Below are 10779 nucleotides of genomic sequence, written 5' to 3'. Positions count from 1 at the left end.
ACGCCTGTTGGAGCCGATTCTGCCATGAACTGCATCCACCCCAATGACCGGGTCTACGCGCTGGAGCGAGCCGTCGCCGCAGCTACCGCACAGGGCGAAGACCTCAAGGTGCTGGAAGACCTGCGCGAGATCCTGGCCGAAGGCCCGCGGGACGCTCGCTGATGAGCGCCCTCGTCCTGCAGCCGGCCGAAGGCAAGGCGCCGGGCCGCATGAAGCAGCCGACCAAGGACGTGCTGCGCCACTGACTGGTGCTGGCGGTCGAGCGGAACGAGCAGCTGCAGGGCGAAAACCTGGTGCTGCGCCGGGCCGGCCTGCTGACGCCCGAGGAATGCGAGCCGCTGCTGGCCGAGCTGATCGAAGCGGCCGCCAGCCTGGGCCACCACGAAACGCTGCGCACCAGTAGCGACGAAACCATCGAATTCTGGCGCGCGGAGGTCCAACACCTTCGCGCCGCCCTCAACGGAGAACACCATGGCTGACGGATCCCGCTCGCCTGGAATTCTCATCAAACCGAAGACGCGAGCCCGCTCCATGCTCATTGGCGACCTGTTCTGCGGTGCCGACGGCCTGTCCAACGGCGCGAAGCGCGCCATGCGGCAGCTGGACCTGCCGGTGAAGCTGATCGGCGTGAACCACTGGCCGGTCGGGATCGAGACGAGCCGCCCCAACCGCCGGGAGGATGCCGACCGTATCCACTGCGCCGACCTCGAATCAGCGCTGCCGCTGACGCTGGTGCCCGAGGGCCGACTGGACCTGCTCATCGCCGCGCCGTCCTGCGTGTTCCACAGCCGCGCGCGCGGCGGCCGCCCGGTCCACGACCAGCAGCGCATGGATCCGTGGCACGTGGTGCGGTGATGCACCGAGCTGCGTGTCACCCGCGCGCCACCCGCGCCGACCACGAGGCCAAAGCCCTGAAGGTCGGCGGCGTGGCCGTCTACTCGATCCTGCGCGATTGGGTGAAGGGCCAAGTCACCGCGATCGAGATCGGCATGCTGACGTTCGAGGCTGCCTTCCTGCCGCACATACTGCTGCCCAATGGCCAGACCGTGATCGACCACGTTCAGCAGCAGAAGCTGCTGCCTCAGGAGGTGGACCGTGGCTAAGCCGAATTCGCTAAACGACGGGGGACGCCTTTTTTTGGGCGTTCACCCAAGCTTGTCGGTCCTGACCCGCAGTCAACCGAAGTATCTCGGCAAGCCGTATGCCGCCTTGCGACTCATCTTCCACCTTAAGGTTCAGCCATTTGCAGAGTTCTTTGCGCAGTCCAAGCAAGCTCTCGCATACCTCTTCGTACCAAGCAACATCGCCAGCAAGGTTGTATATAACGCCCGCCTCAGGAACCAGAAGAAAGCTTCGCCGTTGCTCCGCAGCTGCGACACTGGACACAGCCTGAGCAATCGCAGTCCGGACCTTTGGCGGAACAAATTCACTGAATGCAATCAATTCCACCGCGGATCGTGGATTGAGCATCTGAACGCACTTATTGACCTGCTCGTATTCCCAAGAGGTCACAACTTTGTTCGCCGTGGTTGGCACTCGAACAGCTGCCCGGAGATGAAGCTCCTGCACAAGGAGGTCATCGACGGCAACCATACCCAGCAATTTGGCTTGCGCTCTCCGCGAATGGTAGTTCAACGCCACAGGAAGAATGCCCACCAACAACGCGACCACGACAGCGATGAAGGTCGCGACCGCGGAGAGTGCTGCCCAGTCAAGGCGACAGCTCGGTACCCAGGAAATGCAAGGAACCATCACTTCTGCAGCGATCATCGGACCATCTCCATATGGGTGCGGCGGCATTGTGCCATGGAGGTTACCAATGGCTGACGGTCCTCAGATCACCTTCGGCGATGCGCTCAAGCGAGCCGCCCATTACCTTGCCGGTATGTCCGGCGTGGATCTGGCCAAAGCAGGGCCTGAGACCGTTCGCCTATGGCAGGCGCGGGGCCTGGCCCTGCACCACCTTGCCGCCGGCGACATGGCCGAGGCGCTGAAGGTCATGGAGGCTGCCCGACCGGCCGGCCGCCGTTCCCCTACACCTGCGACGAATCAGCCGCGCACCGCGGCGAAGGAGACAAGATGACCAGCAACGCGCAACCGCTCACCCCGCGCCGCCTGCTCCGCAGGAGCGAGGTCCAGGACCGGGGCGGCCTGTCGAAATCGACCCTCTATTCGCGCATTTCGGTCGGATCCTTCCCGAAACCGGTCACCTTGGGGACTCGGTTCGGTGGGTGGAATCCGAGGTCGAGGCGTGGATTTCGGAACGTGTTTCGGAGCGCGATCATACCAACGAAACTGGGGGTACAGCTGGGGGTACAGACCCAACTGCCGGCGCCCCGCCCCTTGCCGCATAAAGCTCAACGGCGGAAGTTAGGTAGAGCCCACCTCCACCAATTAGCCGTTCCGACGGTGCATCAAAGGCTGGAACCCTAAAGAAATCGAAGGTCCCGGCCTTTTTTGTGCCCGTCTTCCGCCAGCAAGGCAGGCGCCCAGCCCCTCACGGCAACGTGAACTTCCGCGCCATCCGCAGCGGCCACACCGAGGTGAACTGCGCACCACCCACCAGCCGGTACGCCGCGGATACGCTGTGCAGCACGCCCATCCCCTCCAGCACATCCTTGGTCTTTCGGAACGTCGGGCGTGGATCCGCCGTGAACATGAAAAGATTGATCTCTTTCGCGCTGACGTCGTAGCCGTCCAGCGTCGCGGCCTTGCCAAGTGCCGTGGTCAGTTCGGCCTCCAGCGTGGCCAGGAAGGCCTCATCATCCAGCGACTTGCGCCAGAACTTGATCACAAGCTGGTAATCCATCAGGCGTTCCCGTCGTTCAAGAAGTGAACCGCCAAGGGTACCCGCATGGCGGACATCACGCTGTCTTCGAGGCGGCCGCGATCGTCTGTGCCAGCCGGTCGGCGATGGCCTGCCGCACCTCCGGCGCCAACCGCGAACGCGATAGCGCTTCAAACACCCACATGCCGTCGGCGGCGAGCTTGGCGATGAACAGGTCCAGCGCAGCCGGATCGCTCAGGTCCTGCGGCGTGGGCGGCGACCAGCGCTCGACCACTGCGGTCCACGGCTGCATGTTCTCGTCGGTGGCGGCTGCATCGAACATCAGCTGCAGTTCGGCCCGGGTGGCCGTCTGCGCGCAGGTGAGTGCGTAGGCCTGGTAGCGCTCGGGGGTCTCTGCCGCGTTGGCAGGTTTGCCCGCGGCCTCGATCATGCTCGCCTCCCACACGCCGGCCAGATGCTGGTGGATGCCCTGCAGCAGCGCATCGCGCGACGGGAAGTGGTACAGCAACCCGCCCCGGGCGATGCCGGATTCGGTGGCGACCGCTTCAAAGGTCAGTGCGGTGATGCCGTCGCGTTCGATCACGCGGACGGCGGCATCCAGGATGTTGGTTCGGTTGCTCGGGCGCATGGCTCAGTGGGCGTGGGAGACGGTGGTGGCCGTGCCGGGGCCATGGCGGCGCAGCAGTACGCCGGTGGTGACGGTGCCGACCAGCAGCACCCCGGCAATCACATACAGTACCCAAACGTAGCTGGCGTCGTAGGCGGCGCTGGCTGCTGCCAGCCACCCGGCGTCGCCGCCCGGTTGTGCGGCCAGTGCAAGCGCCTGCTGGATGCTCTGGCCCGCACCGGCGTCCACGCCGTCCGGCAGCCTCACGGTGGCCGAGTACAGCGCGGCGATCAGGCTGCCCAGCAGGGAGACCGCGAACAGGCTGCCGAACTCATAGGACACTTCCTCCACCGAGGAGGCCATGCCAGCACGGTGCGGGGGCACGTTGCCGATGATCGCGGTGGAGGCGACGGAGATGGTGGCGCCCATGCCCAGCCCGGTCAGTAGCAGGCCGGCGAGGGTCCAGCCGAGGTGGCCGCCGAAGGTGGCCGCGACCAGCACCACACCGGCGGTGCCCACGCCCAGCCCACCGGTGATCAACGGCAACAGCCCGACGCGGTGAAGGAACATGCCGCCAAAAATGGCGCTGGGCAGGCACCCGATCGCCACCACGGACACCAGCAGGCCCGCCTGCAAGGGGGTGTAGTCGGCGACCAGCTGGAAGCGCTGGGTGGTCAGCAGCTGCAGGCCGGCGATGGCGAACATCGCAAACGCCGCAGAGAGCACGCCGGCCAGGAACGGCGCATTGCGGAAGATCGCCACGTCGAGCATGGGATACGGCAGACGACGCTGGCGGCGCAGGAACAGCACCAGCCCCACGACGAAGATCAGCGCCGCACCGGCGGCCAGCACCCCGTTCGGCGGCGCATGCGCGACCTCCTTGATCGCCACCACCAGCCCGGACAAGGCGACCAGGCTGAGCAGCGAGGAGATCAGGTCCCACGGCTTGCCTGCATCGGGCGTGCCGTGCGGCGCGAACAGCACCGCCCCGACCATGGCCAGCAGCACGATCGGCACATTGATCAGGAACACCGCGCCCCACCAGAAGTGCGCCAGCAGCACGCCGCCGACGATCGGGCCGATGGCGCTGCCGATGATGGAGATACAGCCCCACACCGCGATCGCCAGGTTGCGCTCGCGCTCGTCTTCGAAGGTCAGGCTGATGAGCGCCAGGGTGGCGGGCATCATCGCCGCCGCGCCCACGGCCAACAGCGCGCGGGCGGCGATCAGCAGATTGGCATCCGGCGCGAACGCGGCCAGCAGCGAGGCGATGCCAAAAATCACCAGGCCGATCAGGAACATGCGGCGGTGCCCCAGGCGATCGCCGAGCGTACCGGCCCCCAACAGCAGGCCTGCCATCACCAAGGGATAGGCGTTGATGATCCACAGGCCCTGCAGCGGGGTCGCGCCCAGTTCCTTGGTCAAGGTGGGCAAGGCGGTATAGAGCACCGAGTTGTCGAGGGTGATCAGCAACAGGCCGGCGGCAACGGTGAGCAGCAGACTCCAGCGCTGGGTCTTGGTCGGGGTCATGGGGCGTCAAGGGGGGGGCAACGGGATCGTAACTATACAGGACGTCCTGTTTTGTTTGACCCGAGTGCTGCCGACGCGTTCAGCCTGCGGCGGCCCACCGTGTGCGCACTGCGCGCTGGCCGCTGCGCCGGCCCAACTGCGTTTACTTCATTGCAGGGGGCTCACCCGGGCAGGCAGGCGCCTGCCCGGTATGGACTGTGTCGGGGGAACGCTATGGACGGACAGAAAGAGGCTTTTCGGCTCGCGCATGCCGAATTGGCGCAGTGCTGGACAGGCGGGATGTCGGCCGCCGAGCGCTGGGCGGTGTATGACGCGATCCATGATCGGCTGGTCGCACAGTGGCCCAACGAAGCCCATCGCATCGTCGGCATGATGGTGATGTGGGTGACCGAGATCCGCGGCACCTGCCCTGCTCCGTATCGCACGGCAGATGCGGGCCTGAGTGACGGCGCGCTGCTGCGCGCGTGCCGTATCGATTCGTGAGGAGCTACGGCGCCGTCGGCTGGAACGGATCGGCGTGGCCGGCCACTTCCATGTTGATGGCATTGATCAGGGCCGACACGGCGGTCGCCAGGCGGCGGCTGTCCGCGATGGAGCCGAAGAACAGAATCGAGGTGCCGTCCAGTTCGACCCCGGCCAGGCCGAGTTCGCCCTTGAGCGCGGCCACGCGTTCGTCGAACAGCTTCAACCAGTGGGCATCGGGCACAACATCGAGCATGGCCACAATGGCCTCATCCGCGCCGTGATCGACAATGGTCTGCAATGTCGGGACGTCAAAACCCAGCAGGCGCGGCACGCTGCTGTCCGGTACGGGGATGCTCATGCGCGCATGGTAGCCGGTCAGCCGGGCGGGTGCCCGAAGACGTTCAGGAACACGCGAAGTTTTCTCGCTGGCCGCCACACAAACGGCCCGGCCAACCCGGCCGGGCCACGGTGCGTATGGACCCGTCTTAGTTCATCGCACTACGGCGGTAAGCGGCGGCGCATCGACAATCCCTTGATGGGGTCGCGCTCATGCTCGGGACGAAACGCCCTTGCCGGGCGCCACCAAGGACATGCCATGACGCCGCTCCGCTCACTGCTGTTGACCACCCTGCTCGCGCTGACGCCGATGCTCGCCACCGCGGCGGACAAGGTAACTACCACCCCCGTGCACTTCACCAAGGGCGCCAGCAGTGCCACCCTGCGCGGCACGTTGTCCGGCTATGACACCGTTCGGTACACGATCGCCGCACGGGCCGGCCAGACCATGGCGGTGACGATCGACGGCAGCCCGAATGCCAATTTCAATGTGTTCGCCCCCGGCGTGACGCCCGGCCAGGGGGAGGCACTGGGCAGCAACGACGAGAAGCGACGCTGGAGCGGCACGCTGCCGACCACCGGCACCTATGTCGTGCAGGTCTACCAGATGCGTGCCCAGGCGCGTCGCAATGAAAAGGCACCGCACAGCCTGACGGTCGCGATCCGCTGAGCCCTGCCCCGGGTATCCTCGGCGGTGCTGGCTTCCCCCTCGCAAGGACCCCGGGATGGACTTCCTCAAACTGCTGCGGTCGCTGGAAGAGTTCCTCTACGAGCTGTGCACCTGGTTCCTGTTTTTCCCACGCACGCTGTACCGCGTGATCGTATATCCGCGTCGGATGGCCCAGTACGTGGATACCGAGCTGAAGGAAAAGCTGGAGCGCCAGTTCGACGATGCGATCAGCCCGCCGATGTTCCTGATGCTGGCGGTGCTGGTCGCGCACGGGGTGGAGCTGATGCTGCACCAGCAGGTGGTCGGCACCGGGGCGTTGTCGCGCTCGATCTTCGGCAATGAAGAGAGCCTGCTGCTGTACCGCTCGATCACCTTCGCGATCTGGCCCCTGGTGACCACCACGCACCTGTTGCGGCGCAAGCACGTGCCGATGACCCGCGAGTCGCTGCGACGCCCCTTCTTCATGCAGTGCTACCTGACCGCACCGTTCGCGGTGGCGCTGTCCACCAGCATGGTGTTCGTGCGGCTGCCGGGCCAGCTGTCGACCACGCTGGGCATCGCGGTCGGTGTGCTTGCCGCGCTGTGGTATGCGGTGGTCCAGGCCGGGTGGCTGAAGGTCGCGCTGCAACGCTCATGGCTCAACACGATCCTCTCGACCCTGTGGGTACTGGTACTCGGCGCTGCGATCAACATGGCCATCGGAGTGATCCTGCTCTCGAGCTGAGGGCGCCACTGCCGACCAACCGCCATGTCCTGCATATCCTTCCCCTGCCCTTCCATGCGACCCTTTGGGAACGTTTTCATGGAATGGAGGGATTCCACATGCTGTCTCGTTTCCATCGGCCCGCGCTGCTGGCCCTGATGATGTTCGCCGCCCCGCTGGGCAGCGCCTGGGCGCAGGCACCGGATGCGTTGAAGGTGATGTCGTTCAACGTACGCACGCCGGCTGATACCGACCCGGGCAAGCGCTGGGAAGACCGCCGCGATGCGATGGTCACCCTGATCCGTGAGCAGAAGCCCGAGGTGATCGGCACCCAGGAACTGGTCAAAAAACAGGGCGAGTACCTGGTCGCGCACCTGCCCGGCTACACCCTGTTCGGCAGAGATCGCCGCGGCGGCAACGGCGACGAACACATGGGCGTGCTGTACGACAGTTCGCGGCTGAAGGTGCTCGAATCGGGTGACTTCTGGCTGTCCGATACACCGGACGTGCCGGGCAGCATCACCTGGGGCAACCTGTTCCCGCGCATGGTGACCTGGGCGCTGTTCCAGCGTCAGGCCGACGGCCAGCGCTTCTATCTGTTCAACACCCACCTGCCCTATCGTGATGAAGATGAGCCGCGCCGCGTCCTCGGCGCGAAGCTGATCGTCTCGCGGCTGGCCACACTGCCGAAGGACATCCCGGTGGTGGTCACCGGCGATTTCAACAGTGAGCCCGGCAGTGAGACCTACAAGGCATTTACCGCCGCGTTGGGCGATGCTCGAAAACTCGCCGGCAAGGTCGATGGCCCGCGCCTGACCTTCCATGACTTCACCGGCAAGCCGACGGTGGAACTGGACTGGATCCTGGTGCGCGGTTTCAGCGTGGACCGCTTCAGCACGCTGGACCAGAAACCCGGTGGCGTGCTGCCCTCGGATCATTATCCGGTGCAGGCGGAACTGCGGTTCCCCGTGCCAACACCGGCGGGCAAGTAAGCAGACGCGCGATGGGCGGTCAGAGCACCGTCCATCGGCTTCAGCATGGCCGCGCAGCGGCCCTGCGCTTACAGCCCCCGGATCACGGCTGCCTGTCGTCGATCTGCTGCAGCAACCGATACAGGGCCTGATGCTGCTCACGTGCCTGGCAGATCCGCGCGCCGATGGCGATGAACACACCGGTGGCGATCAAGCCTATCTCGAACAAGCCTTCGGTCAGGCAACAGAATCCCATGACCACCGCAACGATCGCCACCACCAACAGCGCGATCACGCCACGGGAAAGCCCCGCGCCGGATCCAGGGCCCGGGTCGTGCAGATGCGCGCGGACAGGGCGCCAGTGATTGGGTTGCATGCGGGCCACTCCAGAAAACGACCCACGCTTTTAGCACCGTGTGCGGATACCGTGCAGAGGCAAAGCCGTCAACCGCGACGCACTGCGCAACGGAAATGACGGCTGTTGCTCATTCTTCCTTCGGGACGGCGCCCTCGCCGTCCCGTGCCCAACGGTACGGTCAGCGCTGCGTGACCGCCACCGGGGTGTTGGCCGCATCCTGCTGCTGGCCCCAACCACCCAAAGCCTTGTAGACACCGACCACGCTGACGTTGACTGTGGATTCGGCCTCGGCAAGCGCGTCATCCGCCGCGAGCTGGGTGCGCTGTGCATCCAACAGGGTCAGGAAGTCTTCCGAGCCCTCGCGGAAGCGGATCTGCGCCAGCTCCTCGGCGCGCCCTGCCGCCTGGGCCTGCTCGGCGACGATCGCCAGGCGGGCCTGCTGCTTGGCGTAACGCGTCAGCGCGTTCTCGGTGTCTTCCAGTGCCAGCAGCACGGCCTTTTCGTACTCGGCCGCGGCACCGTCGGCCTGTGCCTTGCTCGCGCGCAGACGTGCCTTCACTGTGCCGAAATCGAACGCGGCCCAGCTGATCGACGGGGTCACCGACCACGCCTTGTTGCTGCCGTTGACCAGGCCACTGGCATCGCCGGACAGGAAGCCGACGAAACCGCTCAGACTGATCCGCGGGAACAGGTCGGCGGTGGCCACGCCAACGCGCGCGGTCGCCGCCGCCAGCCGACGCTCGGCCACGCGCACATCGGCGCGCTGACGCAGCAGATCGGTGGTGTCACCCAGTGGCAGGGCCTTTGCGTACGGCCGCATCTCGCGCGGCTGCAGCAGGCTGTCCAGTGCATCCGGGCGCTGGCCCAGCAGCACTGCAAGACGGTGACGGGACTGCACTTCGGCCACTTCCAGCAGCGGGATGTCGGCCTCGATCGCCTTCAGCCGCGCGCGGCTGCTCTGCACATCCAGCTCACTGCCGGCACCCAGTTCCCAGCGGGTTTCGGTGAGTTTCTGCGTGTCGCGCAGGTTGACCAGCGTGCGTTTTGCCACCGCGATGCGCTTCTGGGTACCACGCAGTTCGAAGTAGTTGCGGGCCACTTCGGCGGCGACGGTGACCTGTGCATCGGCGAGGTTGTCCTGCTCGGCGCCCAGGTCAGCGCGCGCTGCTTCGGCGGCACGGCGCTGGCGTCCGAACAGATCCAGCTCCCAGCCGGCATCGAAGCCGAGCTGGTAGCTTTCGCTGAAGACACGCTCGCCACCGACGGTGGCATCCGGCTGCTTGCGACGGTCGTAGCTGCCACCACTGGTGACATGCGGCAACTGGTCCAGGCGCTGCTCGACGAACACCGCGCGGGCCTCACGCACGCGCGACATCGCGATGCGCAGGTCCAGGTTGGTGCCCAGTGCTTCATGCACCAGCTGCTCCAGCACCGGGTCGTCGAACTGGGCCCACCAGCTCGCCACCGGCGAGGTGGTGGTGAACACCGGCGCGGCGGCGCCCTGCAGGGTCACCGGCTCGGCCGGCGGCGCCTGGTAGTTGGGGCCGACGCTGACGCAGCCGGCCAGCAGCGCGCTGGTCACGGCCACGGTCAACAGGCGGATCACCATGGCAGCACCTCGCCGAGGTAGGTGAAGCTGCCGTTCGGGCCATCGGCATCGATCAGTGCCATGCCGACGCTGGAACGCGCGCCTTCGCTGATCTCGATCTCACCTTCGCCACCGTTCATGTCGGTTTTGACGTAGCCCGGGTGCACGGTGTTGACCTTGGTGGTGCTCTCGCGCAGCTCATAGGCCAGCTGCACGGTCCAGGCATTCACCGCGCTCTTGGAGGCGTTGTAGGCCGGCACCGCGAAGCCGTAGATCGGCGAGCCCGGCTGGCTGTGCAGGGTCAGCGAGCCCAAGATGCTGGACACGTTGACGATGCGGCCGGCCGGCGAGGCGTTGAGCAGCGGCAGCAAGGCCTGGGTGACGGCGATCACTGCAAACACGTTGGTGTCGAAGGTATCGCGCCAGGTCTGCAGGGTCTGCGCCGAGGGGGCCAGCTTGATGTCATCGAGCAGGATGCCGGCGTTGTTGACCAGGATGTCCAGACGGCCGTGACGCTCGGTCACGGTCTGCACGGCGGCGGCGATGCTGGCGGCATCACCGACGTCGAGCTGGATCGCTTCCACCGGCAGGCCTTCGGCCTGCAGCTTCAGCGCCTCGGCCACGGCGACGTCGCGCTTGCGCCCGGCCAGCAGCGTATGCACGCCGGCCTGGGCCAGCTGACGGACGGTTTCCAAGCCGATGCCGCGGGTGGCACCGGTGACCAGGGCGATCTTTTGGGTAGCGGTATTCATGGGAAAAACCT

At 66.0% G+C, this 10779-nt stretch carries 18 protein-coding genes; 10 read left to right on the top strand and 8 right to left on the bottom strand.

Annotated elements, in window-relative coordinates; all coding sequences use genetic code 11:
- Window positions 1–24 precede the first annotated feature (24 nt).
- The 4 genes from ACE026_RS05470 (at window position 25) to ACE026_RS05455 (ending at window position 1103) form a co-directional block, all read left to right on the top strand.
- Window positions 25–162 (top strand): hypothetical protein, encoded by a 138-nt coding sequence (locus ACE026_RS05470; protein ID WP_486038261.1) that lies wholly within the window; start codon window positions 25–27, stop codon window positions 160–162.
- Window positions 163–248: 86 nt separating this feature from the next.
- Window positions 249–479 (top strand): hypothetical protein, encoded by a 231-nt coding sequence (locus tag ACE026_RS05465; protein WP_486038260.1) that lies wholly within the window; start codon window positions 249–251, stop codon window positions 477–479.
- The gene (locus tag ACE026_RS05460) at window positions 472–855 is read left to right on the top strand and encodes a hypothetical protein (protein WP_486038259.1); all 384 of its coding nucleotides are present in this window, start codon (window positions 472–474) and stop codon (window positions 853–855) included. The genes ACE026_RS05465 and ACE026_RS05460 overlap by 8 nt, the downstream gene beginning before the upstream one ends.
- A complete protein-coding gene (locus ACE026_RS05455) occupies window positions 855–1103 on the top strand; it encodes a hypothetical protein (RefSeq protein WP_486038258.1) in 249 nt (82 codons plus the stop codon). Before ACE026_RS05460 ends, ACE026_RS05455 begins: the two co-directional genes overlap by 1 nt.
- A 10-nt stretch (window positions 1104–1113) precedes the next feature.
- Here the strand turns inward: ACE026_RS05455 and ACE026_RS05450 are convergent, their stop codons facing one another.
- A complete protein-coding gene (locus ACE026_RS05450) occupies window positions 1114–1770 on the bottom strand; it encodes a hypothetical protein (RefSeq protein ID WP_486038257.1) in 657 nt (218 codons plus the stop codon).
- A 49-nt stretch (window positions 1771–1819) separates the two neighbouring features.
- On the opposite strand from ACE026_RS05450, the gene ACE026_RS05445 reads away from it, so the two are divergent.
- Both ACE026_RS05445 and ACE026_RS05440 read left to right on the top strand, forming a co-directional pair.
- Window positions 1820–2083, top strand: coding sequence for a hypothetical protein (locus ACE026_RS05445; protein WP_486038256.1), 264 nt, complete (start codon window positions 1820–1822; stop codon window positions 2081–2083).
- Complete coding sequence (locus ACE026_RS05440) at window positions 2080–2433, top strand: helix-turn-helix transcriptional regulator (protein ID WP_486038255.1); 354 nt, start codon at window positions 2080–2082, stop codon at window positions 2431–2433. Before ACE026_RS05445 ends, ACE026_RS05440 begins: the two co-directional genes overlap by 4 nt.
- A gap of 64 nt (window positions 2434–2497) precedes the next feature.
- On the opposite strand, the gene ACE026_RS05435 is transcribed toward ACE026_RS05440, so the two are convergent.
- The 3 genes from ACE026_RS05435 to ACE026_RS05425 are packed head-to-tail and all read right to left on the bottom strand — an operon-like array spanning window position 2498 to window position 4925.
- Entirely contained in the window at window positions 2498–2809 is a 312-nt protein-coding gene (locus ACE026_RS05435) for a hypothetical protein (RefSeq protein ID WP_486038254.1), read from the bottom strand.
- A 55-nt stretch (window positions 2810–2864) separates the two neighbouring features.
- Window positions 2865–3416, bottom strand: coding sequence for a TetR/AcrR family transcriptional regulator (locus ACE026_RS05430; protein ID WP_486038253.1), 552 nt, complete (start codon window positions 3414–3416; stop codon window positions 2865–2867).
- Window positions 3417–3419: 3 nt separating this feature from the next.
- A complete protein-coding gene (locus tag ACE026_RS05425; protein ID WP_486038252.1) occupies window positions 3420–4925 on the bottom strand; it encodes an MFS transporter in 1506 nt (501 codons plus the stop codon).
- A 279-nt stretch (window positions 4926–5204) separates the two neighbouring features.
- Between ACE026_RS05425 and ACE026_RS05420 the strand changes: the two genes are divergently transcribed.
- Entirely contained in the window at window positions 5205–5408 is a 204-nt protein-coding gene (locus tag ACE026_RS05420; protein WP_486038251.1) for a hypothetical protein, read from the top strand.
- 4 nt (window positions 5409–5412) lie between these two features.
- Here the strand turns inward: ACE026_RS05420 and ACE026_RS05415 are convergent, their stop codons facing one another.
- On the bottom strand, window positions 5413–5748 hold the full coding sequence (locus tag ACE026_RS05415; protein WP_486038250.1) for a hypothetical protein: 336 nt from the start codon (window positions 5746–5748) through the stop codon (window positions 5413–5415).
- A gap of 237 nt (window positions 5749–5985) precedes the next feature.
- Here ACE026_RS05415 and ACE026_RS05410 point away from each other — a divergent pair, with 237 nt between their 5' ends.
- The 3 genes from ACE026_RS05410 to ACE026_RS05400 all read left to right on the top strand — a co-directional run bounded on the left by ACE026_RS05410 (window position 5986) and on the right by ACE026_RS05400 (window position 8091).
- Complete coding sequence (locus ACE026_RS05410; RefSeq protein WP_259260376.1) at window positions 5986–6396, top strand: g-type lysozyme inhibitor; 411 nt, start codon at window positions 5986–5988, stop codon at window positions 6394–6396.
- Window positions 6397–6451: 55 nt separating this feature from the next.
- Entirely contained in the window at window positions 6452–7120 is a 669-nt protein-coding gene (locus tag ACE026_RS05405) for a hypothetical protein (protein WP_486038249.1), read from the top strand.
- A gap of 98 nt (window positions 7121–7218) precedes the next feature.
- Window positions 7219–8091, top strand: coding sequence for an endonuclease/exonuclease/phosphatase family protein (locus ACE026_RS05400; RefSeq protein ID WP_486038248.1), 873 nt, complete (start codon window positions 7219–7221; stop codon window positions 8089–8091).
- Window positions 8092–8173: 82 nt separating this feature from the next.
- On the opposite strand, the gene ACE026_RS05395 is transcribed toward ACE026_RS05400, so the two are convergent.
- The 3 genes from ACE026_RS05395 to ACE026_RS05385 all read right to left on the bottom strand — a co-directional run bounded on the left by ACE026_RS05395 (window position 8174) and on the right by ACE026_RS05385 (window position 10768).
- A complete protein-coding gene (locus ACE026_RS05395) occupies window positions 8174–8446 on the bottom strand; it encodes a hypothetical protein (RefSeq protein ID WP_486038293.1) in 273 nt (90 codons plus the stop codon).
- A 160-nt stretch (window positions 8447–8606) separates the two neighbouring features.
- Window positions 8607–10037 carry an efflux transporter outer membrane subunit gene (locus ACE026_RS05390; protein WP_486038247.1) on the bottom strand — a complete coding sequence of 477 codons (1431 nt, stop codon included), beginning with the start codon at window positions 10035–10037 and terminating at the stop codon, window positions 8607–8609.
- The gene (locus ACE026_RS05385; RefSeq protein WP_486038246.1) at window positions 10031–10768 is read right to left on the bottom strand and encodes an SDR family oxidoreductase; all 738 of its coding nucleotides are present in this window, start codon (window positions 10766–10768) and stop codon (window positions 10031–10033) included. The genes ACE026_RS05390 and ACE026_RS05385 overlap by 7 nt, the downstream gene beginning before the upstream one ends.
- Window positions 10769–10779 lie beyond the last annotated feature (11 nt).

The sequence above is a fragment of the Stenotrophomonas sp. AGC87 genome, assembly GCF_057333975.1.
This window is presented reverse-complemented; position numbering and strand designations above follow the sequence as displayed.

What these genes read in the sequence shown, in the direction of transcription:
- ACE026_RS05455 (WP_486038258.1), top strand. Translation starts at nt 855, where the DNA reads ATGCACCGAGCTGCGTGTCACCCGCGCGCCACCCGCGCCGACCACGAG.
- ACE026_RS05395 (WP_486038293.1), bottom strand. Translation starts at nt 8,446, where the DNA reads ATGCAACCCAATCACTGGCGCCCTGTCCGCGCGCATCTGCACGACCCG.
- ACE026_RS05470 (WP_486038261.1), top strand. Translation starts at nt 25, where the DNA reads ATGAACTGCATCCACCCCAATGACCGGGTCTACGCGCTGGAGCGAGCC.
- ACE026_RS05400 (WP_486038248.1), top strand. Translation starts at nt 7,219, where the DNA reads ATGCTGTCTCGTTTCCATCGGCCCGCGCTGCTGGCCCTGATGATGTTC.
- ACE026_RS05460 (WP_486038259.1), top strand. Translation starts at nt 472, where the DNA reads ATGGCTGACGGATCCCGCTCGCCTGGAATTCTCATCAAACCGAAGACG.
- ACE026_RS05445 (WP_486038256.1), top strand. Translation starts at nt 1,820, where the DNA reads ATGGCTGACGGTCCTCAGATCACCTTCGGCGATGCGCTCAAGCGAGCC.
- ACE026_RS05415 (WP_486038250.1), bottom strand. Translation starts at nt 5,748, where the DNA reads ATGAGCATCCCCGTACCGGACAGCAGCGTGCCGCGCCTGCTGGGTTTT.
- ACE026_RS05450 (WP_486038257.1), bottom strand. Translation starts at nt 1,770, where the DNA reads ATGATCGCTGCAGAAGTGATGGTTCCTTGCATTTCCTGGGTACCGAGC.
- ACE026_RS05385 (WP_486038246.1), bottom strand. Translation starts at nt 10,768, where the DNA reads ATGAATACCGCTACCCAAAAGATCGCCCTGGTCACCGGTGCCACCCGC.
- ACE026_RS05405 (WP_486038249.1), top strand. Translation starts at nt 6,452, where the DNA reads ATGGACTTCCTCAAACTGCTGCGGTCGCTGGAAGAGTTCCTCTACGAG.
- ACE026_RS05390 (WP_486038247.1), bottom strand. Translation starts at nt 10,037, where the DNA reads ATGGTGATCCGCCTGTTGACCGTGGCCGTGACCAGCGCGCTGCTGGCC.
- ACE026_RS05435 (WP_486038254.1), bottom strand. Translation starts at nt 2,809, where the DNA reads ATGGATTACCAGCTTGTGATCAAGTTCTGGCGCAAGTCGCTGGATGAT.
- ACE026_RS05420 (WP_486038251.1), top strand. Translation starts at nt 5,205, where the DNA reads ATGTCGGCCGCCGAGCGCTGGGCGGTGTATGACGCGATCCATGATCGG.
- ACE026_RS05425 (WP_486038252.1), bottom strand. Translation starts at nt 4,925, where the DNA reads ATGACCCCGACCAAGACCCAGCGCTGGAGTCTGCTGCTCACCGTTGCC.
- ACE026_RS05440 (WP_486038255.1), top strand. Translation starts at nt 2,080, where the DNA reads ATGACCAGCAACGCGCAACCGCTCACCCCGCGCCGCCTGCTCCGCAGG.
- ACE026_RS05410 (WP_259260376.1), top strand. Translation starts at nt 5,986, where the DNA reads ATGACGCCGCTCCGCTCACTGCTGTTGACCACCCTGCTCGCGCTGACG.
- ACE026_RS05430 (WP_486038253.1), bottom strand. Translation starts at nt 3,416, where the DNA reads ATGCGCCCGAGCAACCGAACCAACATCCTGGATGCCGCCGTCCGCGTG.